This is a genomic window from Streptomyces sp. NPDC048291 (assembly GCF_043201715.1).
Classification (GTDB): domain Bacteria; phylum Actinomycetota; class Actinomycetes; order Streptomycetales; family Streptomycetaceae; genus Streptomyces.
Genome location: NZ_JBICZC010000004.1, coordinates 374638 through 400406, shown reverse-complemented (window position 1 = coordinate 400406; position 25769 = coordinate 374638). Strand labels below are relative to the sequence as shown.

The following is a 25769-nucleotide window of genomic DNA, read 5'->3' as shown; positions in this document are numbered from 1 at the left end:
AACGCATCGCGCCCCTCCGGCTACCCGGCCACCGCAGGCTCCGTCACCCACCCCCCGACCAGCACCAGCCGGCTCTCCCGGTGCGCGGCGAGGAACCCGAACGGCCGGTCGAAGACGGCCCGTACCACCGTCGACTCGTACGGGTACCGCGGCGCCCCGCCGCCCCGCGCCGCCACCACGGCGGTGACCGCCGCGGCCCGGAAGCCCAGCGGCCCGAACTCCGCGACCGCGGACTGCCCGGCCGCCCCGATGGCCAGCGGCGCGGCACTGATCCCGGGGAAGTGCCCCTCGCGGGCGTCCGCGGCCGTGCTGAGCCCGAACAGCCCGTGCAGCTGGAGCAGATCGTGGTCGGCTCGGACGGTGAAGGCGGGGGTGGTCACGTCGAGCCGGATCGGGTCCGGGGCGACGGACGGCTGCCGTTCCACGACCACGCCCGGCCCCGCGGGCCCGTAGGGGAGCTGTCCGCCGGTCGTCACCGGCAGGGCCCGCTCCAGGACGCCGATGCCGGTGTGCAGCACCTGCCCCGGGGCCATCCCCTCCGCGCCGAGCACCAGGTGCACGTCGAGGCCGTTGCCGCCGAGGACCTTCACCGTGGTGACGGGCCCGTCCGGACCGGCGGCCACCCCGATCCGGTCGGGCCGGACACTGCTGCGGTGCAGACCGGCCAGGTCCCGCCCCTGCCAGGGCCCGGAGCCGGGCCGCAGCACCGTCTCCCGGAACGGGTGCTGCCAGTCCGTGCGCAGCGCCAGCGCGGTCGCCAGCACCAGCCGGGCGTCCTCGGCGAGCCGCACCGGCAGCCGCTCGACCAGCCCCTCGGTGCGCTTCGCCGCCCACGCGTCCAGCGCCGCCCGGGAGGCCGCGGGATCGGCGCCGAGCACCCCGTGCGCGTCGGCCGGCAGCCCCGCCGCCCACGGCTCGCGCAGCTCCAGCGCCCGGTCGGTCCACAGTCCCAGAGCCGACCCGACGCCCGGTATCGAGTCGAGCCCGCCGAGTAACTCCCGCGCACCGGCGGCGGCTTGATCGGCCTGCCTGCCCACGGCCCGGGCCAGTTCGTCCCGGGCCGGGCCGGCGGCGCCGTCGGCGAGGAAGGCCAGCAGCGGCCAGACACCGGCGGCCGAGAAGACCGTGCCCTGTCTGGTCTGCCGCGCCCAGCGTGCGGTGAGCGCGTTGACGGCGCTGACGGTCTCGTTCATTCGTCGTCCTCCCAGGGGTACTCGGGGAAGGGCAGGGGATCCGTGACCCAGCCCGCCGCGAGGACGAGCCGGGAGTGCCGGTGCAGGGCGAGGAAGCCGAAGGGGCGGTCGAAGGCGGCGTCGATCACGGTGGTGACGTGCCGCAGCTCGGGCGGGGGGCCGGCCGCGGCCATCCCGAACGCGGTCACCGCCGCGGCCTCGAAGCCCAGTGCGCCGAACTTCGCCATGGTGGTCTGCCCGGCGGACCCGACGGCCAGCGGGAAGGCGCTGATCCCGGGGAAGTGGCCCCGGCCGACGTCCATCGCCGTGGTGAGCCCGAACAGCCGGTGCAGTTCCAGCAGGTCGTGGCTCGCCGTCACGTCGTAGGCCGCGGTCGTCACGTCGAGCCGCGGCGGCTGCGGTGTCTCGCACCGTACCTTGGCCACGCTCAGCCCCGGTCCGGGCTCGCCGCAGGGGAGCAGCCCGCCCTGCACCACCCGGTGCACGCCGTCCAGGATGCCGACACCGGCCGCCAGCACCTGCCCCGGTGTCATCCGCTCCTCGCCCAGCAGCAGATGGACGTCCAGGGCGTTGTCACCCAGCACCTTCAGCTCGGTGACGAAGCCGTCCGGGGTGTCCGCCAGGCCTATCCGGTCCGGCTGCGCGCCGGAGCGGCGCAGTCCGAGCCGTTCGACGGCCGCCCAGGGCGCGTACGCCGTCTCCAGCGGCGACTCCTCGAAGGGCGCGAGCCAGCGCGTGCGCATCGCCAGCGCGCCGGCCAGGACCAGCTCCGGGTCCCTGTCCAGGCCGACCGGCATCCGCTCGATCAGCCCGCCGGTGCGGTCCACGGCCCAGGCGTCCAGTGCCGCGCGGTCCGCCGCCGCGTCCCCGGTCAGCACCCCGCGCGTGCCGGCGGGCAGCCCCGCCGCCCAGGCCTCCCGCAGCTCCAGGGTCCGCCTGGTCCACACGCCCACCGCGGTGTCCAGGCCGCGCATGGCCGCCATCCCGCCGAGCAACTCCCGTGCCGCCCCCGCCGCTTCGTCCGCCGGCAGGCCGAGCGCGTCCGCCAGCTCGCCGCGCGCCCCGCCGTTCTCACCGTCCGCGCCGTCCGCGCCGTCCGCGAGGAAGGCCAGCAGCGGCCACACCCCGGCCGCGGAGAACACCGTGCCGCCCTCCGCCACGGCCGCCCACCGGGCGGTCAGCCCGTTCACCGCGCGCGCGGTCGCCTTCCCCACCCTCATTCCGCCCCCGTTCACGGCGCGCTTACGATGCGCGCAGTCGTACGTCAGTCCAGCCGTCCGTTTCCGCGCGGCCCGACGCCCCCTCAGGAGCACGGTACCGGTGTCCATACCTCCGCCCCCCGGCCCCCACCAGCCACAAGGGCCTTACCCGCCGCCCCAGTCGGGCCCGCCGCAGTACCCGCAGTACCCGCAGGCGCCGTACGGGCAGCAGCAGCCGTACCCGGGGCCGTACCAGCCCTGGGGGCAGGGCTACGGGCCCTACCCCCCGCCGCAGCCCGTCAACGGGCTCGCCATCGCCTCCCTCGTGCTCGGGCTGCTGTGCTGCCTGCCGGGGGTGGGGCTGGTGCTGGGGCTGATCGGGCTGGGGCAGATCCGCAAGCGGGGTGAGCGCGGCAAGGCGATGGCGGTCATCGGGTCGGTGCTCTCCGCGCTCGGGCTGGCCCTGTGGGTGCTGGTGCTGGCCACCGGCGGGGCGGCGGACTTCTGGGAGGGCGTCAAGGAGGGCGCGAACGACAGCTCCAGCCTCTCCCTGTCCACCGGCGACTGCTTCGACACCGCCGACGGCACGCTCACCGGCGACCTGGTCTCCGACGTCGACGTCGTGGACTGCGCGAAGGCCCACGACGGCGAGGTGTTCGCCACCTACCGGCTCAAGGGCTCGGACTACCCGGGCGACGACAGCGTCGGCGACTCCGCCGACCGGCGCTGCTACGCCCTGGAGGACGGCTACGCGATGGACGGCTGGGCGATCCCCGGCGACGTCGACGTGTACTACTTCACGCCCAGCTCGGACAGCTGGGACTACGGCGACCGGGAGGTGGCCTGCGTCTTCGGCAACACCACCGAGGGCCGCACCCTCTCCGGCTCGCTGCGCAACGACGAGAGCGTGCTGGACAACGACCAGATCGCCTACCTGCACGCCGCGCACGTCCTCAACACCGCCCTCGACACCGTCCCCGAGGCCGAGTACGTCGAGGACGACCTGCCCGGCTACCGGCAGTGGGCGGACCGGGTGACCACGGCCCTCGGCAAGCAGACCGCGACGCTGCGCGCGCACGACTGGGGCCCGGACCGGAAGAAGCCGGTGAACGACCTGGTCGCGGACCTCGACAAGGCGAGGGCGGAGTGGGCGAAGGCCGCGAAGGCCACCGACGCGGACGCCTACTACGCCCATTACGACAAGGGTTCGGCGCTCCTCGACCCGAAGCGGACCGTCACCGCCCGCAAGGCTCTGGGCCTCGCCACGACCCCGCCCTCGTACGACGACGGGGGCTCCGGTGCCGGCAGCGGAGGAAGTGGCTCCGGCATGGAGGTGTGATCGCGGCTATAACGGGGAGAAAGTGCCTGCGTAAAGCCTCCCCGGGCCACATGTCATCACATCGAGTGATTCTCTGGCCTTTGCTTGCACCGCTCAACCCACGGTTGCCACGCTGTTGCTGTCTGTACAACCTGATGGGAGCGGCCAGTGACTTTCGGTGAGCAGCCGGCGTATCTGCGTGTCGCGGGTGATCTCCGCAAGAAGATCGTCGACGGTTCGCTGCCTCCCCACACCCGGCTGCCCTCGCAGGCCCGCATCCGCGAGGAGTACGGCGTCTCGGACACGGTGGCTCTGGAGGCCCGCAAGGTGCTGATGGCGGAGGGGCTGGTCGAGGGCCGGTCCGGCTCCGGGACCTATGTGCGCGAGCGGCCGGTGCCCCGGCGGGTGGCCCGCTCCGGGTACCGGCCGGCGGGCGGCGCCACCCCGTTCCGGCAGGAGCAGTCCGACGCGGCGGCGCGCGGCACCTGGGAGTCAAGCAGCGAACAGACCGGGGCGGGCGCCGTGATCGCGGAGCGGCTCGGCATCCACCTGGGCGACCGCGTGATGCGCACGCGGTACCTCTTCCGGGACGCGGGCGAGCCGATGATGCTCTCCACCTCCTGGGAGCCGCTCGCCGTCACCGGCCGCACCCCCGTGATGCTGCCCGAGGAGGGCCCGCTCGGCGGCATGGGGGTCGTCGAGCGGATGCGCGCCATCGACGTCGTCGTGGACAACGTCACCGAGGAGGTCGGCGCCCGCCCCGGCCTCGCCGAGGAGTTGCTCACCCTGGGCGGGGTCCCCGGCCATGTCGTGCTGGTGATCCAGCGGACGTACTACGCCTCCGGCCGCCCGGTGGAGACCGCGGACGTCGTCATCCCGGCCGACCGCTACCGGGCCTCCTACCATCTGCCGGTGAGGTAGGCGGGAGTACCACCTCTCCGTGAAGTAGCGCACACCCTTGCGATGGTTGACGCCTTCACGACTCGGGTCCGGACCGGTGGCCGCCGCCGTAATCCAGCCGTTCTCCCAGGTGGCCCGCCCGTCCTCGGCATGCCCTCGACCCGAAGCGCGGGGCGCGCGAACGGCGCATTCGTCGTCGTGCGCCCCCACCGTTCTGGCTGGTTGCGTACCTCTTTGTGAAAAGGCGTATTCGCTGCGTAAAGGTTAGGCGTACGCTCGGGCATATGCGGAGTGCGGTTTCCTTAGCGGGGCGGGGATGGACGGGAGCCGGGAGATGCGGAGGGGCGCGATGACGGAAGGCACGGTCTCTCTCCCCTGGCTCGTCATACGGCAGGACGACAACGGCAATCGCTACCGCGTCGGCCGGTACGCGACCCGTGCCGAGGCGCAGAAGATCGCCGACAGTCTCGACGACCGCGGACACAAGCAGCTCTACTGGGTCGAGCGCATCGGCCACAGCAACGGGGACGGGGCCACCCGGAACTGACCCTCCCGTAGGCTCCGGCCCATGAGTGAACGGATCGTGGTGGTCGGTGCCGCCCTGCTCGACGGCGGCCGCCTCCTCGCGGCCCGCCGCAGCGCACCCCCCGAGCTGGCCGGCCGCTGGGAGCTGCCCGGCGGCAAGGTCGAGCCCGGCGAGACCCCCGAGCACGCCCTCGCCCGCGAACTCCACGAGGAGTTGGGCATCGACGCGGAGCCCCTGACACGCGTACCCGGCGAGTGGCCCCTGCGCTCCCCGTACGTCCTCCAGGTATGGACCGCCCGCCTCCACCCCGGCTCCCCCCGGCCCGAGCCCCTCCAGGACCACGACGAACTCCGCTGGCTCACCCCGCCCGACATCTGGACCGTGAACTGGCTGGACCAGGACGTGCCGGCGGTACACGAGGTGGCCGCGATGGTGGGACACGGGGCGTAGCCCCGGTTCCACCGGGGCGCGGGGAACTGCGCGACAAGCCCCCACGGCGCCGCACCCGCCCGGCATCCGCGCCCCCGGGCTCGGTAGGCGCTCGGCCCTCCCGCCGTAAGCCGTTCGTGCCACAGTGCGCCCTCCCACGCGGTACTGCCCCCGCGTAATCGGGTATGTGCCCATTAACCCCACGAAACCGGACAGTGCCGGGCTCGCAGCCAGGGGAAGCGACTGGGAAGTGATCGGTGTGATCGACACCGAAGGTGACACCGTCGAGTGGACCTTTCCCGCGGAACCGGGCGCCGTGCGCACCGCCCGTACCGCGGTCCGAGACCAACTACGCGGCTGGGGCCTCGACGGCCTCGCCGACCTCGCCGCCCTGCTGGTCAGCGAGTTGGTCACCAACTCGCTGCGGCACGCCACCGGCCCCATCGGCGTCCGCCTCGTCCGCCCCCCGGGCCTCGGCGACACCCTGCGCGTCGAGGTCTCCGACCCGCTCCCGGACCCGCCGCGCGAGCGCGCCGCCAGCCCCGACGACGAGAGCGGCCGCGGCCTCCAGCTCGTCGCGGGCTCCTCGCGCAGCTGGGGAACCCGCCCGGGGGACAACGGCAAGACGGTCTGGTTCGAGCTGGCCGTACCCGGGTGAACGGGGTGTACACGCAGTGCTACGGCGTCCACCCGCGCGAGTGGCCGATCAACACGTGCCGGAGTACGTGATTCGACGGCGTGTTCCCTGGTTAGAAGACTGGAAGTGTTGTCACGGTCCGGTCCGGAAATCGTCGGGACCGTGCTGTGATCGTGAACACCGTGTCAGGCGGCACCGTAGTGCTGGATACTGCGGGCAGCCGCACCCGGTGACCGGTGCCGGACGCGGTGAGCTGGAGGGGACGGTTCGCGTGAGCGAGATACCAGCTAAGGCCACGGAGTCCTCGGACCCGTCGGACGGCGCGAGGGCGGGGACCGCGGAGACAGCCGCGGCCCCTGGCGACGCCATGTGGCAGAGCAGTCCGCCCGGCTCGATCTACGACTACATCAAGGTCGCCTCGTTCTCCATCGGTGCCGGCGGCCTGGTCGACCAGTGGAGCCTGCGCGCCGAGCAGATCTTCGGCATCCCCGCGGAGCGGGCCGTCGGCATGGACCCCATAGAGGCGTTCGTCGACCCGGACCTGCGCGAGCGCGGCCAGCGGAAGATGGCCGAGATCCTGGACGGGCGGGAGTGGACCGGCGTGGTCCCGTTCCGGATGCCCGACACGGCGGACGGCGAGCGCGGCGAGGAGGGCCTCGCCGAGGTCTACGTCATGCCCACCCGCACCGCCGAGGGCGAGAACGCGGCCGTGTGCATCGTGGTCGACGTCCGCACCCTGCGCAGCATCGAGACCGACCTCGCGGCCTCGCAGTCGATATTCGGTCAATCTCCCTTCGGCTTCCTGCTGATCGACCCCGAGCTGCGGATCCGCCGCGCCAACGTGCGGTTCTCCTCCATCTTCGGCGGCACCCCCGACGACCACCGCGGCAAGGGCGTCCACGACTACCTGCCGCGCTCCGAGGCCGAGCGGGTCGCGGCCACCATGCGCCGGGTCCTGGAGACCGGCAACTCCATCACCGACATGCACGTCACGGGCTTCGTGCCGGGCTCCGAGGAGCGCCGGCACTGGTCCATCAACCTCTACCGGGTGCACAGCGGCACCGGCCGCCCCATCGGCATCGCCTGGCTCGGCCTGGACATCACCGCCCGCCGCGCCGCCGCCCGCGAGGCCGCCGCCGCCCGGCGGAATCTCGCCCTCCTCAACGAGGCAGGCGCCCGCATCGGCAACTCCCTCGACCTGGAGACCACCGCCCGCGAACTCCTCGACGTGGTCGTGCCCGGCTTCTGCGACCTCGCCACCGTCGACCTCTACCAGGGGCTGCTGGCCGGCGACGAGACCCCGCCCGGACTCGCCGACGGCAGCGCCGAACTGCGCCGGGTCGCCTTCGCCAGCGCGGTCTCCGACGCGCCCTTCGTGGGCGGCGGCGCCCCGGTCGCCGTCGGCGCGGTCCACCACTACCCCTTCAACTCCCCGTGCGCGGACGCCCTGCGCACGGCCCGCCCGCAGCACGTGCCGGCGGTGGACGGCGGCCTCGTCCAGTCCACCCTCGCCGTCCCGATGGTCGCCCACGACACGGTCGTCGGCCTCGCCCAGTTCGCCCGCACCAAGGGCAGCGAGCCGTTCGGCGACCGCGACCGGGAGCTCGCCGTGGAGCTGGCCGCCCGTGCCGCCGTCTGCATCGACAACGCCCGCCTCTACCGGCGCGAGCACGAACGCGCGTTGATACTGCAACGGTCCCTGCTCCCGCCCGGCGACCCGGAGGCCTCCGGCCTGGACATCGCCTGCCGCTACCTGCCCGGCAACGCGGCCACCGAGGTCGGCGGCGACTGGTTCGACGTCATAGAACTGCCCGGCCACCGCACGGCGCTGGTCGTGGGCGACGTGATGGGCCGGGGTCTACGCGCGGCGGTCGCGATGGGCGAACTCCGCACCGCGGTCCGCACGCTGGCCCTGCTCGACCTCGAACCGGCCGAGGTGCTCTCCGCGCTGGACGAGATCGCCCGCGGCCTCGGCACCCCCGGCGGGGTCCAGCAGGCCACCCGCACGGCCCGCCAGCCCCGCGACGCCGACCTCTCCGAGGTCTACCTCGCCACGTGCGTGTACGCCGTCTACGACTCCGTCACCAGGCGCTGCACCTTCGCCAACGCCGGCCACCTGCCGCCCGTCCTCGTGGAACCCGGCGAGGCCGCCCTGATGCTCGACGTGCCGCCCGGCATGCCGCTCGGCGTCGGCGGCGAGCCCTTCGAGGAGGTCGAGGTCGAACTCCCCGAGGGTGCCCTGCTCGCGCTCTACACCGACGGCCTGGTCGAATCCCGCGACCACCCCCTCGACGAGGGCCTCCAGGCCTTCGTGGGGGCCCTCACGGACCCCTCCCAGCCCCTGGAGGACGTCTGCGACCACGTCCTCAACACCCTGGACACACACCACGGCGAGGACGACATCGCGCTGCTGATGGCACGTGTACAGGGGCTGCCGGCCGACTCCGTCGGCGACTGGACGCTCCCACGCGAGCCCCGCAGCGTCGGCCGCGCCCGCGAGTACGCCCGCGGGCAGCTCCTCACCTGGGACCTGGAGCCGTTGGTCGACACGACGGAGCTGCTCGTCAGCGAACTCGTCACCAACGCGCTGCGGTACGGCGAGGGCGAGATAAGGCTCCGCCTCCTGCTCGACCGGACCCTGGTCTGCGAGGTCTGGGACTCCGGCCTGGTCCAGCCGAGGCGCCGTAGGGCGCGGGACACCGACGAGGGCGGCCGGGGCCTCCAGCTGGTCGGCCTCCTCAGCGCGGCGTGGGGCTCACGCCGGACGCCGCGCGGCAAGACCGTGTGGTTCGAACTCCCGCTCCCGGACGGCGAGACGGGCCTCACCGACCCCGCGGAGGCGTTGCTCAGCCTGTTCTGAGGGACCGTTGTACGGCGCGGCGCCGCAGGGGCTTGTCGCGCAGTTCCCCGCGCCCCTTTGGGGCGCTCTGGTGAGCGCATACCGATACAGCCCCGCGCCCCTGAAGCAGGGGCGCCAGCGCAACCCCCTGTCTTCAGGGGCGCGGGGAACTGCGCGACAAGCCCCCACGCGCCCGCGGCCGCCCGACGGCCGGTCGTGGTACCCCCGTGGGCTTCAGCCCAACCGACCCCGGCTCTCCGGCCCCCCGAAGGCCACCACCGGCCCCCCGTCCCCCTCCTCGCCCAGCAGCACACCCCCGAGCACCACCCCCGCCACCCCGCTCCCACGCGCAAGCGCGGCCTCCCCGGCGAACGGATTCCCGTGCGCCCGCACATCCCGCTCCGCCAACTCCCGCGCCCGCCGCGCCAGCCGGTCGGCGTCCGCGGGCGCCGACCGCCCCGCCGCCGCCAGCAGCGCCCGCGCCTCCGCCCCCACCGCCGCCCGATGCGTCCCCACGAAGTCGTCCGCCGCCCCCACCGCACTGCGCGCCACCAGCTCCGCCCCCGCCGCGATCACCCCGGACCGCCCGCCCCCCGTCCCCTCCACCGCCCGCACGACCCGGCGCAGGGCGTCCAGGGCGTCGTACGGCCCGCCGGTCACCTCCCCCCGTACGCCGGCCAGCACGGCGTCCGCATGCGCCAGCCGCGGCGGCAACGCCGTCCCCCGCAGAGCGGCCAGCTCGGCCTCGGCGCCCGTGAGGGCGGCCGGCACCAGTCCCGCCGCCGTCCGCAGCTCCTCCGCCAGCCGTTCCACCCCGCCCAGCAGCACCCCGGCCTGCGCCACGGCCCCCTCGGCGGCCCGCACCCCCCGCCGGAAACCGTCGCCGTCGCCCGAATCGGCTGCCTGGCGGGCCTGGTTGAGCCGTGAGGTCGCGAACACCAGCCGGTCCTTGGCCTGTTCGACGTAGCCGACGACGGAGGCGACCGCGGCCGCACCGTACCGCTCACCCGCCCCGGCCAGCGCCGCCGCCACCCCGCCGGTCCGCCCCGCCAGCTGCCGGAACCGCCCCTCGGCCGCGGCCAGCGCGTCCCCCGCGTCCCACTCGGCGTCGAACCCGGCCGCCGCCGCGTCCAGTTGCCGCCCCGCCTCCGCGCACCGCCCGGCCACGCCCACCAGCGCCTGACGCCGGCCGGCGTCGCCCTCCGGCACCCCCTCCTCGTACCGCCGCCATATCGCGAACGCGGCCGTCAGCTCGGTCTCGGCCGCCCGCAGCGCCCGCTCGGCGGACGTGGCGCCGTCGACGTACCCGAGGGCCTCCCGGCTGGTGCGGACGCAGTCGTCGGCGAGGACCAGGGAGGCCCGCGCCTGCCGCTCGGCATCGGCGGGCGACGGCGACGGCGGGGCGGAGGAGAGGATCCCCGGTGTGGTGCGCGAGCGGGCCCGCCGGGTCCGGCGGACGTAGCCGTAGCCGCCCAGCGCGCCGGCCGCCGCCACGGCGACGAGCGGCAGGACGTAGTCGGTCGCCGACGCCCCGTCGGCCGCCTGGGCCGCGGAGACCGTTCGGCCGCCCGTCGCGGGAACCGGATCTTGAGTGACGCTCGTCATCACCGGCAACACCAGCCAGACCGCCCCGGCCACCCCGCCCAGCACCGCATGCCCCACCCGCACGGCTATGTGCCCCGTGGCATGCCTCGGCCGACCCCGGATCAAGGATGACGTCACATTTCGGAGCGTATGGGTAACTCGTCGGCTTCGCGACCGGGGCCGGGACACGCGAGGGGCGACGGGATCACGGGAGCAGGAGACGACAGAGTGATGGAAGGGTTCAGGCCGGATGGACCCGGCGCACCGGGCTCGCGGGCGACAATTCGGCAGGAGTCGAACGTGTGTCCCTTGGCTCACTGATGGGGGTGATGATGGTAGGAGTCAGGGGTGGGTGTGCGAATTTCGCTCGTATGGTCCTGCGGTAGCGGGGGGAGTGACCAGAGCGAAAGCGGGGGTGCCGGCATGACTGGAGTGGCAGGTGACGACGGCAGGGGACACGCCCGGTTCACCTATCGACTGCGCGTCTCCTCGACCACCCGTGCCGCCCTGGTGGCGGAGTGGGACCGGTGCCGCTGGGTGTGGAACGAATGTGTCGCCAAGTCCAGGGCCGTACACGTGCATAACAAGGCCACCGGACAAAAAGCCACGTGCGGCCCGGCGCAGTTGGACAAGATGTTGACCGAAGCCCGCGCTCGTACGCCGTGGCTCCGTGAGGGCTCGTCGGTTCCCCAGCAGCAGATCATCCGAGACTTCGGCCACTTCCGCGCCAAGGCGCACAGGGATATTCGGGAGCGCCTGCCCCTGGCGCGGAGGGCCGGGATGCCGAAGCACAAGAAGAAGCGTGAGGCGCTGCCGAGCCTGAACTACACCAAGCGGGGCTTCCGTCTGAAGGATGGCTGTCTGCACCTGGCGGGCGGCATCGCCCTGACGGTGGTGTGGTCGCGGGAGCTGCCGACTGAGCCTTCCTCTGTGCGCTTGTACCAGGACAGCCTCGGATACTGGAATGCCTCGTTCGTCGTCAGTGCACAGGTGCAGCCGTTGGCGGAGACGGGGCGCGTGGTCGGCGTCGACTGGGGCGTGAAGGAGATCGCCACCACCACGTCCGACGACCACGACCTGCCGCACTCCGAGCACGGCAAGAAGGCTCAGACGAAGCTGACCCGGTATGACCGTATGGTGGCCCGCCGCAGGCCGAAGAAGGGCCAACCTGCCTCGAATGGCCACCGCGAGGCGAGGAGACTGCGGGCGAAGACATACAAGAAGGTCGCCAGGAAGCGTGAGGACACCGGCCGCAAGTGGGCCAAGAAGGTTGTCCGCGACCATGACGCGGTCGCGGTCGAGGACTTCCGCCCGAAGTTCCTGACCAGGACCACCATGGCCCGCAAGGCTGCTGACGCCGCCATCGGCGCCACCAAGGCCGCTCTGATCGAGATAGGCCGCAAGCACGGGCGGGACATCCGCCTCGTCCACCCCGCGCACACCACGATGGACTGCGCGCACTGCGGAGCGAGAGCCAAGCACGCACTGCCGCTGGGAGAGCGCACCTACACCTGCACCGTGTGTAAGAACGTGTCCCCACGGGACAAGAATTCCGCACACGTGATGCTCGTCCGGGCTGGTCTCAACCCGGCTGGTGCCGATGGCAGAAGACCTCCTGGAGCGCTGCTCCAGGAGGCGGCCTGAGCCAGGAATCCCTGCCGTCAGGAGGGGAGGATTCAATCCTTCTGGGGTACTGTCACGCCGCTGGTCATCCCCCAATTGTGGTTGAAGGAGGGGCGAGCCGGGGCGCCCGCTCGGTGGATCAGATTGATGTGATGTCGTACGACGTCGTGCGGACCGCGCAGAACCCGCACGGCGCGCGCGGCGCCCAGTGGACGAGCCCGGACCCGGATCGCGCTACCTTCGGCGTCGCCCTGTACGTCGACTTCGCCGCCACCGAGGATGACTGGACCTCTTATCGGAAGGACTGGGTTCGTACGTCATGACAACCGCTCGTGCCCACCTCACCCGTGACGACCTCGCGTCGCTCTCCCGCGAGGCCCTCGGCCGTGCTCCCGCAGCCGTCACCCGGCTGCGCGGCGGGAGCAAGAAAGGCGTCTACCGGCTCGCCCTCGACAACGGCCGGAGCGCTGTCGCGTACGTCTGGTCCCCGGAGGAGGACTACTGGGGGCCCGTCGACGCCGACATCCGCGACCCGTTCGCGCACGCCTCCGGCCTCGGCCTGTTCCTGTCCGCCCACGACCTGCTGACCGAACTCGGCGTGCGCACCCCGCGCCTGCTCTTCGCCGACGAGGAAGCCGAACACCTGCCCGCCTACGCCGCGGTCGTCGAGGACGTCCGCGGCGGCAGCCTGGAGGTGCTGCTGCGCAGCGACCCGGGCGCCGCCCGGGTGCCGCTGGCCCGGCTGGCGGGGACCCTCGGCGTGCTCCGCGAGCACGTCTCCGCCGGGTACGGGAAGGCCGCCCTGGTGGAGGAGGGCGGCAAGCCGCTCGGCAGTTCCTGCGAACAGGTCGTCGCGGACCGCGCGATGCGCGACATCGCGGAGGTGGCCGAGCGGGACCCCCGGCTGCGCGAGGTGCGGCAGGCGCTGACCGAGCGCGTGCACGATCTCTACGACGCGGTCGAACCACGCGACCACGCCTCCCTCGTGCACGGCGAACTCGGCCCGGACCACGTCCTGGTGACCGAGGAGGGCGATCCCGCGCTCATCGACGTCGAAGGCCTGATGTACTTCGATGCCGAATGGGAGCACGTCTTCCTGCAGCTCCGCTTCGGACCCGCCTACGACGTGCTGCGCACCGCCGACCTCGACGAGGACCGGATGGCCCTGTACCGGCTCGCGATGCACCTCAACCTCGTCGCCGGGCCGCTCCGGCTGCTGGACGGCGACTTCCCGGAGCGCGAACCGATGCGGGACATCGCCGAGTCCAACCTGCGGCAGGTGCTCAGCCTCCTGCGGGGCGCCTCCTGATCTTCGAGCCGAGCCACACCAGCGGGTCGTACTTGCGGTCCACGGCCCGCTCCTTCAGGGGGATCAGCGCGTTGTCGGTGATGTGGATGCCCTCCGGGCACACCTCCGTGCAGCACTTGGTGATGTTGCAGTAGCCGAGGCCGTGTTCGTCCTGGGCCGTGCGCTTGCGGTCCAGGCCGGAGGCGTCCGCCGCGTCCAGCGGGTGCATGTCCAGTTCGGCGACCCGCATGAGGAAACGCGGCCCGGCGAAGGCCGTCTTGTTCTCCTCGTGGTCGCGCACGACGTGACAGGTGTCCTGGCACAGGAAGCACTCGATGCACTTGCGGAACTCCTGCGAGCGGTCCACGTCCTCCTGGAACATCCGGTACTCGCCGGGGGCGACCCCGGCGGGCGGCACGAACGACGGGACCTCCCTGGCCTTCTGGTAGTTGAAGCCGACGTCCGTGACCAGGTCGCGGATGACCGGGAAGGCGCGCAGCGGGGTGACCGTGATGGTCTCCGCCGGCTCGAAGACGGACATCCGGGTCATGCACATCAGGCGCGGGCGGCCGTTGATCTCCGCCGAGCACGAACCGCACTTGCCCGCCTTGCAGTTCCAGCGGACGGCCAGGTCGGCGGCCTGGGTGGCCTGGATGCGGTGGATGATGTCGAGGACCACCTCGCCGTCGTTCACCTCGACCTTGAAGTCCTCCAGGCCGCCGCCCTCGACGTCGCCCCGCCACACCCGGAAGTGGGCCGTGTAGCCGCTCATTCGTACAGCTCCTCTTCGGCGAGGTACTTGACCAGCTCCTCCTTCTCGAAGAGGGCGAGCAGGTCGGCTCGGATGGGGTCGGTGTTCTCACGGGTGAGGTCGATCTGGCCGCGCTCCGGGTCGGTGGCGGCGAGCCCGCCGGTGGGGTCCGCGAGCCGGCAGAGCAGGTTGACGGGGCGCCAGCGCCGGTCCATCGTCGGATGGTCCTCGCGGGTGTGCCCGCCGCGCGACTCGGTGCGCTCGAGCGCCGCCCGGGCCACGCACTCGCTGACCAGCAGCATGTTCCTGAGGTCCAGGGCGAGGTGCCAGCCGGGGTTGAACTGGCGGTGCCCCTCCACCCCGGCCCGGCGCGCCCGCACCCGCAGCTCCGCGAGCCGCTCCAGGGCCTGCTCCATCTCGCCCTCCCGGCGGATGATGCCGACCAGGTCGTTCATGGACTGCTGGAGCGCCTGGTGGAGGGTGTACGGGTTCTCCGGCGGGCCGGAGTCCGGTTCCTGGCCCTCGGCGGAGAAGGGCCGCAGCGCCTCGGCGGCCGCCGCGTCGATCTGCTCGTCGTCCACCGCCGGCCGCTCGTCGAGGTCCGCCGCGTGGTCGGCCGCGTGCCAGCCCGCCCGGCGCCCGAACACCAGCAGGTCGGAGAGCGAGTTGCCGCCGAGCCGGTTGGAGCCGTGCATCCCGCCGGCCACCTCGCCGGCCGCGAACAGCCCCGGCACGCCGCGGGCGGCGGCGGTGTCGGAGTCCACCGCGACCCCGCCCATCACGTAGTGGCAGGTCGGTCCGACCTCCATCGCCTCCGCCGTGATGTCGACGTCCGCGAGCTCCTTGAACTGGTGGTACATGGACGGCAGCCGGCGCCGGATCACCTCGGCCGGCATCCGCGTCGACACGTCCAGGAAGACCCCGCCGTGCGGGGAGCCGCGGCCCGCCTTCACCTCGGAGTTGATGGCGCGGGCCACCTCGTCGCGGGGGAGCAGCTCCGGGGGACGCCGGTTGTGGTCCGGGTCCTCGTACCAGCGGTCGCCCTCCTCCTCGGACTCGGCGTACTTCTCCTTGAAGACGTCCGGGACGTAGTCGAACATGAACCGCTTGCCCTCGGAGTTGCGCAGCACCCCGCCGTCGCCGCGCACCGACTCGGTGACCAGGATCCCCTTCACCGACGGCGGCCAGACCATGCCGGTCGGGTGGAACTGCACGAACTCCATGTTGAGCAGCGGCGCCCCGGCCAGCAGGGCGAGCGCGTGCCCGTCGCCGGTGTACTCCCAGGAGTTCGACGTCACCTTGAAGGACTTGCCGATGCCCCCGGTCGCGACGACCACGGAGGGGGCTTCGAGGACGAAGAAACGGCCGGTCTCCCGCTCGTACGCGAAGACCCCGGAGACGCGTGTGCCGTCCTTGAGGATCCGGGTGACCGTGCACTCCTGGAAGACCTTGAGCCGGGACTCGTAGTCACCGGTCTCCTTCTCGTCCTCCTGCTGGAGGGAGACGATCTTCTGCTGGAGGGTGCGGATCAGTTCGAGCCCCGTGCGGTCGCCGACATGGGCGAGGCGCGGGTACTCGTGGCCGCCGAAGTTGCGCTGGGAGATCTTCCCGTCCTTCGTGCGGTCGAACAGGGCGCCCCAGGTCTCCAGCTCCCAGACCCGGTCCGGGGCCTCCTTGGCGTGCAGTTCGGCCATCCGCCACTGGTTGAGGAACTTGCCGCCGCGCAGGGTGTCGCGGAAGTGCACCTGCCAGTTGTCGTGCTCGTTGACGTTGGCCATGGCCGCCGCGATGCCGCCCTCGGCCATCACCGTGTGCGCCTTGCCGAACAGCGACTTGCAGATCACCGCCGTACGGGCGCCCCGCTCGCGCGCCTCGATCGCGGCGCGCAGTCCGGCCCCGCCGGCGCCGACGACCACGACGTCCCACTGCTGCCGCTCCACCGCTGCCATCAGATGCCCCAGTCCCTAAAAGAATCGCGGATCGTCGAAGACACCGGACGCGAGCAGGTAGACGTAGAAGTCGGCGAGCGCCACGCTCACCAACGACGCCCAGGCGAGCTGCATGTGCCGGTTGTTGAGCTTGCCGACGAACTGCCACGCCTTGTAGCGCACGGGGTGTTTGGAGAAGTGCTTGAGCTTGCCGCCGACGATGTGCCGGCAGGAGTGGCAGGACAGCGTGTACGCCCAGATCAGCACGATGTTGACCAGGAAGACCAGGGTGCCGAGGCCCATGTGGCCCCAGTTCTCGTCCGTGTCCCGGAACGAGAGCACCGTGTCGTAGGTCAGCACGCAGGCGACCAGCAGCGCGAAGTAGAAGAAGTACCGGTGGACGTTCTGCAGGATCAGCGGGAAGCGGGTCTCACCGGTGTACTTCGCGTGCGGCTCGGCGACCGCGCAGGCGGGCGGGGACGCCCAGAAGCTGCGGTAGTACGCCTTGCGGTAGTAGTAGCAGGTCAGGCGGAAGCCCAGCGGGAAGATCAGGATGATGATCGCCGGGGAGATCGCCCACCAGCTGCCGAAGAGGTCGGCGTTCGGGCCGGACGGCATGGTCTTGCAGTTCTCCGCCAGACACGGCGAGTAGAACGGCGAGACGTACGGCGCCGAGTAGTAGTGCGCGTTCGAGAAGGCCCGCCACGTCGAGTAGACGACGAACGCGAACAGACCGGCCGCGGTGACGGCGGGCGCCAGCCACCAGCGGTCGGTCCGCAGGTGCGGGGCGGAGATCGCGGCGCGCGTACCGGTGCGTACGCCGCCGCTGTTCGGATGTGGTTCCGTACCAGTGGCCAAGGGGATGACTCCGGTCGGTTCGGGGGTCGGGGCCTGCGGGCGCGCGCTCCTAGGGGGCGTGCCGGTCGCGGGCGCCGAGACCCTCGTCGTCCGTGTCCGTCCACAGGTTGATGTCGTACGGGTCGTCGGAGATGGTCACGAGCTCGGGGCGCTTGCTCGGGGCGCCCGTGTGGGCCGCCTCCCGCAGCAGTGCCACGCTCTCGCGCAGGTGATCGGCGTCGGCGCGGACGCGGCGCATCTCCAGTCCGCCGCTCCCGAGCTGCTGCTCCAGGCGGCCGACGGACCGGTTCAGGTCCTCTAGGCAACGCTGGACTGACGTCAGGTCGTCGTGCACGGACATGACGTGACCTCACTTCCGCGGACTTCGTGGTCCAAGGCGGCAACGTTCATGCGCCTGCGAGTGTTGCGCGTCACACCTGCCGATGTGAAGCCATGTGCAGCGATTGGCGGATTGCGTGCCTCCGTCGCACGCCCGCACGCGCTCTGTGTGCGCCGGGATTGCGCCGCACGGGTGGGGTTTGACGGCCCCCGCCGCCGTGTCGTCCCCGGCCGACGGACCCCGTCCATTTCAGTGGGGTCCGTACTTCTGAGTACATGTGATCAACTCCAAAATACCCCCAAATGCGAACAAGCCGCACCCAAGGGGCTTCCCGGAGGTAAGCAGAGATGTCTCACCAGGGCGTCAGCCGTAGCGCCCCGTCAGGGGCGCGGGGAACTGCGCGACCAGCCACGACGGTGCCGCAGCCGAACGACGGCACCTCCCGGCGCTACCAGCGAAGCCTCGCCTTCCTCGCCGCAGGCGCGCTGGCCGTGCCCCTCCTCGCCGGCTGCGGCTCCGACGACGAGGCGAGCAAGCCGCTGGCCGGCCAGGACATCGTGCCGGTCGCCCGGGACGCGGTCGCCGAGGGCGGCACCCTGAAGATGGCCGTGGACGCCGTACCGGAGACCTTCAACACCTTCCAGGCCGACGCCGACGCGGGCACCACCCGGGTCGCCCAGGCCGTCCTGCCGTCGATGTTCACCATCGACGGCACCGGGAAGCCGGTCCGCAACCCGGACTACCTGGAGTCCGCGAAGGTCATCGAGACCGAGCCCCGCCAGGTCGTCCTCTACAAGCTCGACCAGCAGGCCGTCTGGAGCGACGGCCGGGAGATCGGCGCCGCCGACTTCGCCGCCCAGTGGCGCGCCCTGTCCGGCAAGGACTCCGCCTACTGGACCGCCCGCAACGCCGGCTACGACCGCATCGCGCAGATCGAGCGCGGCGCCAACGACCTGGAGGTCCGGGTCACCTTCGACCGGCCCTACGCCGACTGGCGGTCGCTGTTCTCGCCGCTGTACCCGAAGGACGTCATGGGCACCCCGGACGCCTTCAACGACGGCGCCCGCCGCAAGCTCACGGTCACCGCGGGCCCCTTCCGGGTCGACAAGGTCGACACCGCCAGGAAGGACGTGGTCCTCACCCGAAACCCGCGCTGGTGGGGACGTCCGGCCAAGCTCGACGAGATCGACCTGCACGCCGTGGACCGCACGAAGCGGGCCGCCGCGCTCGCCGACGGCACCGTCGACGTCGCCGACATCGACTCCGCCGACGCCGACCGGATCACCGTCGCCGGCCGCGAGAAGGGCACCGGCCTGCCGTTGCAGGGCAGCGGGAAGACCTCCGCCAAGAAGCTGCGGTCCTGGGCGCTGACCCTCGGCATGAACGAGGAGAAGCTGCCGAAGGGGCCGAAGAAGCTCCGCAGGAGCATCGCCAAGTGGCTGGAGCAGCAGCACGAGCTGCGCGACTTCGGCGTCCGCAAGTCGCTGGAGCCCGCCTACACCCAGCTCGCCCTCAACGGCTCCGAGGGCCCGCTCGCCGACGAGCGGGTCCGCCGGGCCGTCGCCCGCGCCCTCGACCGCCAGGCGCTCGCCAAGGTGGTCCTCACCCCGCTGGGGCTGCCCGCGGTGCCGGTCGGCAGCCACGTCGCCCTGTCCGGGCAGGCCGCCTACACGGACGGCAGCGGGGCGCTCGGCGGCCTCGACACCCACGAGGCCCAGGCGCTGCTCGCCGACGCGGGCTGGGTGGCCGGCGGACCGGTCAAGGCCGGCGGCAAGGCGGCCGGCGCCGAGGACGAGAAGAAGGACGACAAGAAGAAGGACGACGGCGAGCAGGGCGACGAGTCGGACGGCGGGCACGACGGGCAGTACATCGTCGGCGAGGACGACAAGGCCTACGACAAGGACACCCGCGACCACCAGAAGGACCACGCCCACGGCGCGCCGGGGGCGTACGCGCCGAAGGGCACGGCGGCACCCAGGGGCGGGGCGCCGGCCGGGCCGCTGGCCAAGGACGGCAAGGCGCTCTCCCTGCGGTTCGTGCTGCCCTCGGGGCCGGGCTCGGAGACCCTCCAGGCGGTCGCCGCCCAGATCTCCCAGATGCTGGACCGGGTGGGCATCGCGACCGAGATCCAGAAGGTCTCGGACGACAGCTACTTCAAGGACCACATCGCGGCCGGGCAGTACGACCTCGCGCTGTACTCGTGGCCGTCGTCCGCGTTCCCGGCGACGGACGCCCGGCCGATCTACGCGAAGCCGGTGGTGGCGGCCGACGGCTCGCTGAACGTCGAGCAGAACTACACGCGGGTCGGCACCGACCAGGTGGACCAGCTCTTCGACCAGGCGCTGGGCACGCTGGACGAGGACGAGGCGGACGGGCTGCTGCGCAAGGCGGACTCCAGGATCTGGGCGTCGGCGGGGTCGCTGCCGCTGTACCAGCGGCCGCAGCTGGTGGGTGCGCGGAAGGATCTGGTGAACGTGGGCGCCTTCGGCTTCCAGACGCCGGTGTACCAGGACATGGGCTTCCTGAAGAAGGGGGCGGTGGTGTCGCCGAGCCCCAGCAAGGGGTAGAGGGCACGGTTTCGTGGTCGGGTGCGGGTGGATTGTGGCTGGTCGCGCCCCGCGGCGGAGCCGCATATCGATACCGCCCGTACCCCTTGGGGTCGGCCCGGCGAGCCTCAGTTACAAAGGGCACGTAACATGGGGTGAGGCCGTGGCGTGTCAAGCCCGGCAGGCCCGCGTCACACGGACGTACGCACAGGGCCTTCTCAATACCCCGGGAGTACGCCGCACCATGGCCACGCGCCACGACATCCGCAACGTCGCCATCGTCGCCCACGTCGACCACGGCAAGACGACCCTCGTCGACGCCATGCTGAAGCAGGCCGGTGCCTTCGCTGCGCACGCCGCCGAGTCGCTCGACGACCGAATGATGGACTCGAACGACCTGGAACGTGAGAAGGGCATCACGATCCTGGCCAAGAACACGGCCGTGAAGTACCACCCCAAGGATGGCGGCGACGTCATCACCATCAACATCATCGACACCCCGGGCCACGCCGACTTCGGTGGCGAGGTCGAGCGCGGTCTGTCGATGGTGGACGCGGTGGTCCTGCTGGTCGACGCCTCCGAGGGCCCGCTGCCGCAGACCCGTTTCGTGCTGCGCAAGGCCCTCCAGCAGCGCCTGCCCGTCATCCTGTGCATCAACAAGACGGACCGCCCGGACTCCCGGATCGACGAGGTGGTCAACGAGACCTACGACCTCTTCCTCGACCTGGACGCCGACGAGGACCAGATCGAGTTCCCGATCGTCTACGCGTGTGCGCGTGACGGCGTGGCTTCGCTGACCAAGCCGGAGGACGGCACCGTCCCGGCCGACAGCGACAGCCTGGAGCCGTTCTTCTCCACGATCCTGGCCCACGTCCCGGCTCCGGAGTACGACGCGGAGGCCCCCCTCCAGGCGCACGTCACCAACCTGGACGCCGACAACTTCCTCGGCCGTATCGCGCTGCTCCGGGTCGAGCAGGGCGAGCTGCGCAAGGGCCAGACCGTCACGTGGATCAAGCGCGACGGCACGATGTCCAACGTGCGCATCACCGAGCTGCTGATGACCGAGGCGCTCACCCGCAAGCCCGCCGAGATGGCCGGACCGGGTGACATCTGTGCCGTCGCCGGCATCGCGGACATCATGATCGGCGAGACCCTCGCCGACACCGAGAACCCGATCCCGCTGCCGCTGATCACGGTCGACGAGCCGGCGATCTCGATGACCATCGGCACCAACACCTCGCCGCTGGTCGGCCGTGGCGGTACCGGCAAGGGCGCCGACAACAAGGCCGCGGTCAAGGACCGCAAGGTCACCGCCCGCCAGGTCAAGGACCGTCTCGACCGCGAGCTGGTCGGTAACGTCTCCCTCCGCGTGCTCGACACCGAGCGCCCGGACGCCTGGGAGGTCCAGGGCCGTGGTGAGCTGGCGCTCGCCATCCTGGTCGAGCAGATGCGCCGCGAGGGCTTCGAGCTGACCATCGGCAAGCCGCAGGTCGTCACGAAGCAGGTCGACGGCAAGACCTACGAGCCGGTCGAGCGCATGACGATCGACGTGCCCGAGGAGCACATGGGCGCGGTCACGCAGCTCATGGGCGTCCGCAAGGGCCGGATGGACAACATGTCCAACCACGGCTCCGGCTGGGTCCGCATGGAGTTCGTGGTGCCGTCCCGCGGTCTCATCGGCTTCCGTACCGAGTTCCTGACGCAGACGCGCGGCACGGGTATCGGGCACTCCATCCACGAGGGCCACGAGCCCTGGTTCGGCACCCTGACGACCCGTAACAACGGCTCGCTCGTCGCCGACCGCTCCGGTGCCGTCACCGCGTTCGCGATGACGAACCTCCAGGAGCGCGGTGTGCTGTTCACCGACCCGGGCACCGAGGTGTACGAGGGCATGATCGTCGGCGAGAACTCCCGCTCCGACGACATGGACGTCAACATCACCAAGGAGAAGAAGCTCACGAACATGCGGTCGTCCTCGGCCGACTCGTTCGAGGCGATCGTCCCGCCGCGCAAGCTCTCCCTGGAGCAGTCGCTGGAGTTCTGCCGCGACGACGAGTGCGTCGAGGTCACCCCGGAGGCCGTTCGCATCCGCAAGGTGAACCTGGACGCCCGCGAGCGGGCCCGCGCCGCGAGCCGCGCCAAGCACGGCTGATCGCACCTGATCGCCGGACACCTGAGCCCGGGTGCCCCCATGATGGGGGTACCCGGGTTTTTTGCAACCCGTTTTCGCGTGGGCGGGACTCGGCCAATCTTGGATCAGTGTCCGAAATGCGGAGATCCGCGCCCGATAGCCATGTAACAAGTCCGTTTCGCGGCCTTCTCCCGTCGAACGCTTTGTCCATTTTTCGGAAGAACTACGCGTCAGCTGTGACTGAATTGAGATTTAAAGACAGTGGTCGGCACCTGGCTCATGGCAGATAGTTAGCCGCGTAGCGCTCGGGTCAATGGGTCTCGCGCTGTGGGGACAGCGCCCGACTCACGAGCACCAGGGGGTGTCTGACCCTCCGTCAGGGGTGTCGGAGGGTATGGACGGAAACCTCCTGTCGGTGAACACGTGAAGTCATGAGGAGAAGTCCCATGTGCAGTGTCACAGGCACCAGGTGGGTTCTGGTTCCGGCGCCCGCTTTGGCCGTTGCGTCCGACTGTCCGTGTTCGTCCGGCGGTTGGTCCTGAGGCAGCGGCCGGCCGGCTAGCGCCGCCGCTCTCCTACGCGCGTCCGGCTGCGGCATTCCCGCTCGCCGCGGGGTGCCCTGACGCCTCATCGGATCATGCCTCGGCGGCCGTGCCCCCTGCGGGCCGGCGGCCGGTTCGGCACACCCACACCTGTGAATTGGACGAACTGTGACAAGTCCTACGGACCTTGAGGGTGGCGGAAGGTCGGCCGTCGTGGACGGCGGACCGGAGCCCGACACGAAGACCGGAACGGTGACGGTCGAAGGCCGGTCGCCGGGCCAGCTGATGTGGATACGTTTCAAGCGTGACCGCACCGGCGTCATCTCGGCGTTCGTCGTGGCCTTCTTCTTCCTCGTCGCGGCGGCGGCCCCGCTGATCTCGAAGCTGTACGGCAAGAACCCGTACACCATCTACGCCGACGAACGGCCGGAACTCTTCGACAGCGCGGGTGTGCCGGTGCAGCCCAACGGCGGCATCAGCAGCGAGTTCTGGTTCGGCCTGGAGCCGGGCAACGGCTACGACGTGTTCACCAAGCTGATCTACGGCATCCGGACCTCGCTGCTGATCTCCCTGGCGGTCACCGTCGCGGTCGTCCTCACCGGCATCCTCCTCGGTGTCACCGCGGGCTACCTCGGCGGCAAGGCCGACTTCTTCATCGGCCGGATCATCGACTTCCTGCTCGCCTTCCCCTCGCAGCTGTTCTTCATCGCCAGCATGCCGGTCGTGGTCTCGCTGTTCGTGAGTCCGCGCGACCAGACGCCGACCTATGTGCGGGTCGTCGCGCTGATCGTCGTCCAGTGGGTGCTCGGCTGGATGAGCCTCGCCCGCATCCTGCGCGGCACCACACTCGCCCTGCGGGAACGGGAGTTCATCGAAGCGGCCAAGGTGAGCGGCGCGTCGCCCTGGCGGATCATCCGCAGGGAGATCCTGCCGAACGTGGTGACACCGCTGCTGGTGCAGGCCACGTACATCCTCCCCAGCTTCGTGACGATCGAGGCGGGTCTCTCGTTCCTCGGCGTCGGCATCGTCGAGCCCACCCCCGACTGGGGCCAGATGTTCTCCAAGGCCTCGACCGAGCTCGTCCTGCAGAACGACATCACGTACATGTTCTTCCCCGGCGTCTCGATGGTCGTCTTCGTCGTCGCCTTCAACCTGCTCGGGGACTCGGTCCGGGACGCCTTCGATCCCAAGACGGCGCGCTGACCGGGAGCTTGTGGGCGTCCTCGCCCGGATACCGCACGGCCATTTCCTTCGCACCGGCGTACACACAGATGGGTGGAGACTTCAGTGATGAGTAGGGGCGGACGCCATGCATACGCCACTTTGTCGATATTTGCGGCCGGGGCACTCGTGCTCAGCGGCTGCAGCAAAGGCGGCAGCAGCGCCAGCGACAACAACAAGAAGGACCAGCAGAACGCCAAGCAGCAGCAGGCCTCGATCAAGTTCGGCGACGCGGCCGACTCGACCGGACCCGCGGCCGCCGTGCCGGGCGCGAAGACCGGCGGCACTCTGGAAGTGCTGCAGCGCGACTCGTACGCGCACCTCGACCCGGGGCAGATCTACGTCTCCGACGAGGGCTCCCTCGCCACGCTGATCCACAGAGGCCTCACCGGCTACAAGTCGACCGACAACAAGGGCGTCGGCCACGAGGTCGTCGGCGACCTGGCCACCGACTCCGGTACCACCACGGACGGCGGCAAGACCTGGAAGTACACGCTCAAGGACGGCATCAAGTTCTCCGACGGGACGCCGATCACGTCCGCGGACTTCCGCCAGACCTACGAGCGGCTCTTCGCGTCCTTCATCAACCAGGGCCCCACGTACCTCCAGCAGTGGCTGGCCGACACCAACGGCGCCGACTACCGCAAGCTGCTCCCGGACGGCCCCTACAAGGGCAAGCACCTGCCGGACAGCATCCTGGAGACCCCGGACAGCAAGACCGTCATCTTCCACTTCAAGACCGCGCACCCGGACCTGCCTTACGCGCTTGCCATGGCGGGCTACGCGGTCGTCTCCAAGAAGGGCGACACGAAGGAGAAGTACGACAAGGCCCCGCTGACGACCGGCCCGTACAAGATCCAGTCGTTCAAGTCCGGCAAGTCGATGGTGCTGGTCAAGAACCCCAACTGGGACCCGAAGACGGACCCGATCCGCAACCAGTACGTGAACCAGATGAACTTCCAGTTCAACGTCCAGTACGAGGACTCCACGAAGGCGCTGCTCGCGGACAGCGGCGCCGACCAGACCGGCATCAGCTTCAACAACTCGGTGGACGCGGGCAACATCTCCCAGGTCCTCGGCGGCGACGCGGCCGTCAAGGCGCGCACGGTCGCCGGCTACCAGCCCTACGTCGGCCAGATCAACATCAACATGAAGCACTCGGCGCTGCAGGACAAGACGGTCCGCCAGGCCATCGCCTACGCCCTGCCGATCACCCCGATCATCCGCGCCTTCGGCGGCAGTTCCGCCGCGGAGGTGGCCGGCGGCTACATCAGCCCGACGGTCAGCGGCTACGACGCCTCCTTCGACCCGTGGGGCAAGAAGAAGAACCCGGGCGGTGACGCGGCCAAGGCCAAGGCGCTGCTGAAGAAGGCCGGCAAGGTCGGTCTGAAGCTGACCTACGGCTACCAGAACACGCCGGAGGGCCAGCAGTACTCCACCGCCATCGCGGCGGCCCTGGAGAAGGCCGGCTTCAACGTGCAGCGGCAGGACATCCCCGCCGAGACCTACTACGACCAGGTCGGCAAGGTCGACAACAACTACGACATCTACGCCTCCGCCTGGGGCGCCGACTGGCCGTCCGCCTCGACCGTGATCCCGCCGCTGTTCGACGGCCGCGCGATCGCCGACGGCTCGCCGAACTACTCGCACGTCAACGACTCCAAGGTCAACGCCGACATCGACGCGGCCAACGCGATCAGCGACCCGGTCAAGTCGGCCGCCGCCTGGGAGAAGATCGACCAGTACCTGGTCACGGACGTCATCAACGCCGTTCCCACCATCGACTACAAGCAGGTCCAGATCGCCGGTTCCAAGGTCGGGGGCCTCGTCTACGACAACGTGATCGGCGGCCTCGACCCGCGTCGTCTCTACATCAAGTAACCCCGCCCGCCCGCCGGTACCCGGTGCGGTGCGCCCCTCGGGGCGACACCGCACCG

General features: G+C 71.1%; 20 protein-coding genes. 13 read left to right on the top strand and 7 right to left on the bottom strand.

The window, feature by feature from the left end; all coding sequences use genetic code 11:
- Positions 1-20: 20 nt before the first annotated feature.
- Both ACGF5O_RS12695 and ACGF5O_RS12690 read right to left on the bottom strand, forming a co-directional pair.
- Positions 21-1193: a serpin family protein gene (locus ACGF5O_RS12695; RefSeq protein WP_393809882.1), complete on the bottom strand. Its 1173-nt coding sequence runs from the start codon at positions 1191-1193 to the stop codon at positions 21-23.
- Positions 1190-2413, bottom strand: coding sequence for a serpin family protein (locus ACGF5O_RS12690; RefSeq protein WP_393809881.1), 1224 nt, complete (start codon positions 2411-2413; stop codon positions 1190-1192). The genes ACGF5O_RS12695 and ACGF5O_RS12690 overlap by 4 nt, the downstream gene beginning before the upstream one ends.
- 100 nt (positions 2414-2513) lie before the next feature.
- Here ACGF5O_RS12690 and ACGF5O_RS12685 point away from each other — a divergent pair, with 100 nt between their 5' ends.
- The 6 genes from ACGF5O_RS12685 to ACGF5O_RS12660 all read left to right on the top strand — a co-directional run bounded on the left by ACGF5O_RS12685 (position 2514) and on the right by ACGF5O_RS12660 (position 9062).
- Positions 2514-3731 carry a DUF4190 domain-containing protein gene (locus ACGF5O_RS12685; RefSeq protein WP_393809880.1) on the top strand — a complete coding sequence of 406 codons (1218 nt, stop codon included), beginning with the start codon at positions 2514-2516 and terminating at the stop codon, positions 3729-3731.
- Positions 3732-3878: 147 nt separating this feature from the next.
- The gene (locus ACGF5O_RS12680) at positions 3879-4631 is read left to right on the top strand and encodes a GntR family transcriptional regulator (protein WP_393809879.1); all 753 of its coding nucleotides are present in this window, start codon (positions 3879-3881) and stop codon (positions 4629-4631) included.
- A 328-nt stretch (positions 4632-4959) separates the two neighbouring features.
- Positions 4960-5157: an SPOR domain-containing protein gene (locus ACGF5O_RS12675; protein ID WP_352365188.1), complete on the top strand. Its 198-nt coding sequence runs from the start codon at positions 4960-4962 to the stop codon at positions 5155-5157.
- A 21-nt stretch (positions 5158-5178) separates the two neighbouring features.
- Positions 5179-5586, top strand: coding sequence for a (deoxy)nucleoside triphosphate pyrophosphohydrolase (locus ACGF5O_RS12670; RefSeq protein WP_393809878.1), 408 nt, complete (start codon positions 5179-5181; stop codon positions 5584-5586).
- A gap of 166 nt (positions 5587-5752) precedes the next feature.
- Positions 5753-6223, top strand: a complete 471-nt coding sequence (locus ACGF5O_RS12665) for an ATP-binding protein (RefSeq protein WP_393809877.1) — start codon at positions 5753-5755, stop codon at positions 6221-6223.
- Positions 6224-6473: 250 nt separating this feature from the next.
- Complete coding sequence (locus tag ACGF5O_RS12660; protein ID WP_393809876.1) at positions 6474-9062, top strand: SpoIIE family protein phosphatase; 2589 nt, start codon at positions 6474-6476, stop codon at positions 9060-9062.
- 213 nt (positions 9063-9275) lie between these two features.
- On the opposite strand, the gene ACGF5O_RS12655 is transcribed toward ACGF5O_RS12660, so the two are convergent.
- Positions 9276-10763, bottom strand: coding sequence for a hypothetical protein (locus ACGF5O_RS12655; protein WP_393809875.1), 1488 nt, complete (start codon positions 10761-10763; stop codon positions 9276-9278).
- A gap of 285 nt (positions 10764-11048) precedes the next feature.
- Here ACGF5O_RS12655 and ACGF5O_RS12650 point away from each other — a divergent pair, with 285 nt between their 5' ends.
- The 3 genes from ACGF5O_RS12650 to ACGF5O_RS12640 all read left to right on the top strand — a co-directional run bounded on the left by ACGF5O_RS12650 (position 11049) and on the right by ACGF5O_RS12640 (position 13557).
- Complete coding sequence (locus ACGF5O_RS12650) at positions 11049-12269, top strand: RNA-guided endonuclease InsQ/TnpB family protein (RefSeq protein WP_393810129.1); 1221 nt, start codon at positions 11049-11051, stop codon at positions 12267-12269.
- 131 nt (positions 12270-12400) lie between these two features.
- On the top strand, positions 12401-12571 hold the full coding sequence (locus ACGF5O_RS12645; protein WP_393809874.1) for a hypothetical protein: 171 nt from the start codon (positions 12401-12403) through the stop codon (positions 12569-12571).
- Positions 12568-13557 (top strand): phosphotransferase family protein, encoded by a 990-nt coding sequence (locus tag ACGF5O_RS12640; RefSeq protein WP_393809873.1) that lies wholly within the window; start codon positions 12568-12570, stop codon positions 13555-13557. The genes ACGF5O_RS12645 and ACGF5O_RS12640 overlap by 4 nt, the downstream gene beginning before the upstream one ends.
- Here the strand turns inward: ACGF5O_RS12640 and ACGF5O_RS12635 are convergent.
- The 4 genes from ACGF5O_RS12635 to ACGF5O_RS12620 are packed head-to-tail and all read right to left on the bottom strand — an operon-like array spanning position 13532 to position 17413.
- Positions 13532-14308: a succinate dehydrogenase/fumarate reductase iron-sulfur subunit gene (locus ACGF5O_RS12635; RefSeq protein ID WP_393809872.1), complete on the bottom strand. Its 777-nt coding sequence runs from the start codon at positions 14306-14308 to the stop codon at positions 13532-13534. The genes ACGF5O_RS12640 and ACGF5O_RS12635 overlap by 26 nt on opposite strands.
- Entirely contained in the window at positions 14305-16236 is a 1932-nt protein-coding gene (locus ACGF5O_RS12630; RefSeq protein ID WP_393809871.1) for a fumarate reductase/succinate dehydrogenase flavoprotein subunit, read from the bottom strand. The genes ACGF5O_RS12635 and ACGF5O_RS12630 overlap by 4 nt, the downstream gene beginning before the upstream one ends.
- Positions 16237-16251: 15 nt before the next feature.
- Positions 16252-17073, bottom strand: a complete 822-nt coding sequence (locus ACGF5O_RS12625; protein ID WP_393809870.1) for a hypothetical protein — start codon at positions 17071-17073, stop codon at positions 16252-16254.
- Positions 17074-17122: 49 nt separating this feature from the next.
- Complete coding sequence (locus ACGF5O_RS12620) at positions 17123-17413, bottom strand: hypothetical protein (RefSeq protein ID WP_393809869.1); 291 nt, start codon at positions 17411-17413, stop codon at positions 17123-17125.
- A gap of 326 nt (positions 17414-17739) precedes the next feature.
- Between ACGF5O_RS12620 and ACGF5O_RS12615 the strand changes: the two genes are divergently transcribed.
- The 4 genes from ACGF5O_RS12615 (at position 17740) to ACGF5O_RS12600 (ending at position 25713) form a co-directional block, all read left to right on the top strand.
- On the top strand, positions 17740-19959 hold the full coding sequence (locus ACGF5O_RS12615) for an ABC transporter family substrate-binding protein (protein WP_393809868.1): 2220 nt from the start codon (positions 17740-17742) through the stop codon (positions 19957-19959).
- Between the two features lie 223 nt (positions 19960-20182).
- Positions 20183-22090, top strand: a complete 1908-nt coding sequence (gene typA, locus ACGF5O_RS12610; protein ID WP_393809867.1) for a translational GTPase TypA — start codon at positions 20183-20185, stop codon at positions 22088-22090.
- Between the two features lie 689 nt (positions 22091-22779).
- Complete coding sequence (locus ACGF5O_RS12605) at positions 22780-23814, top strand: ABC transporter permease (RefSeq protein WP_393809866.1); 1035 nt, start codon at positions 22780-22782, stop codon at positions 23812-23814.
- Between the two features lie 87 nt (positions 23815-23901).
- Positions 23902-25713, top strand: a complete 1812-nt coding sequence (locus tag ACGF5O_RS12600; RefSeq protein ID WP_393810128.1) for an ABC transporter substrate-binding protein — start codon at positions 23902-23904, stop codon at positions 25711-25713.
- Positions 25714-25769: the final 56 nt, after the last annotated feature.